The organism is Actinomycetota bacterium (genome assembly GCA_005774595.1).
Classification (GTDB): domain Bacteria; phylum Actinomycetota; class Coriobacteriia; order Anaerosomatales; family D1FN1-002; genus D1FN1-002.
The window spans coordinates 1-1321 of record VAUM01000439.1; the positions used below are offsets into that span (position 1 = coordinate 1).

Consider the following 1321-nt stretch of genomic DNA (forward strand, 5'->3'; position numbering starts at 1 on the left):
CACGCGGCCCGCGCCGCTGTTCCGCGCCTTCATCGGTGCGGCCGTGAAGCGCCGCGCGTCGCGGCTGGGGTAGGGGCGGGCGCGGCCGTGAGCGACGAGCGGCTGCTGCGGACGTTCCTCGAGCTCGTGCGCATCGACTCGCCGTCCGGTCGCGAAGCGGGTGTGCGCGACTACTGCGCGGCTGAGTTGCGCGGACTCGGGTTCACGGTGACCGAGGACGGAACGGGTGCCGCGGTGGGCGGCGACTCCGGGAACCTCGTGTGCGTGCTACCGGCGACGGCGCCGGGCTCCGCGATCGCGCTGTGCGCGCACATGGACTGCGTGCCGCCGTGCGCGTGCGTGGAGCCGGCCGTGAGCGCCGACGGCGTCGTGCGGAGCGGCGGGGACACCGTGCTGGGCGCCGACGACAAGGGCGGCATCGCGGCGGTGCTGGAGGCCGTGCGCCGCGTGGTAGAGAGCGGCCGGCCGCACGCCGAGGTGCGCGTGCTGCTCACGGTGGGCGAGGAGGTCGGCCTGCGTGGCGCCAAGCAGCTCGCGCGCGACGCGGTCGAGGGCGCGGCGGCCGCGTTCGTGTTCGACGCCGACGGTGAGGTCGGCGGCATCGTGACCGCCTCGCCGACGCACTACACCTTCGTGGCGCAGTTCCACGGGCGCGCCTCGCACGCGGGAGTGGCGCCGGAGAAGGGACGGTCCGCGCTGCTCATGGCGTCACGGGCGGTCGCGGCGATGCAGCTCGGGCGGCTCGACGAGCGCACGACGGCGAACGTCGGGACGATCGAGGGCGGGCGCGCGACGAACGTGGTGCCCGAGTCGGTGACGATGACGGGCGAGTGCCGCTCGCTCGACGAGGAGCGTGTGGAGGCCGTCCGCGAGGTGATGGACGCGGCGATGCGCGACGCGGCGCGGTCCGAGGGCGGCAGCGTCGACGTGCACTGGACGCGCGAGTACCGCGGGCAGTCGTTGGCCGAGGATTCGCCGGCGGTGGTGATGGCGCGCGCGGCGTGCGAGCGTGCGGGTGTGGAGCCGCGATGCTACGCGACGGGCGGCGGGAGCGACGCGAACGTGATCGCGGCGCTCGGCGTGCCGACGCTCGTGCTCGCGAGCGGGATGCGCGACGTGCACGGCACGAGCGAGTGGATCGCGGTGCGCGAGTTGGAGCGGTGCTGCGCGCTGGCCGAGGCGTTCATGGCGCTGGCGTGCGAGGGCGGGGGCGCGGCGTGAGGCTCGAGTGGGGCAGCGTGGTGGCGGTCGCCGGGTCCGAGGGCTCCGGCACCGGCGCGCTCCAGAAGCTCGAGGTCGCGGTCGACGGCGCTCCCACGAC

Annotated in this window: 1 protein-coding gene; it reads left to right on the top strand. The window is 75.6% G+C overall.

Annotated elements, in window-relative coordinates; all coding sequences use genetic code 11:
* The first annotated feature begins 87 nt into the window (after nt 1-87).
* Entirely contained in the window at nt 88-1221 is a 1134-nt protein-coding gene (locus FDZ70_10800; GenBank protein TLM65827.1) for a M20/M25/M40 family metallo-hydrolase, read from the top strand.
* The last annotated feature ends 100 nt before the right edge of the window (nt 1222-1321 follow it).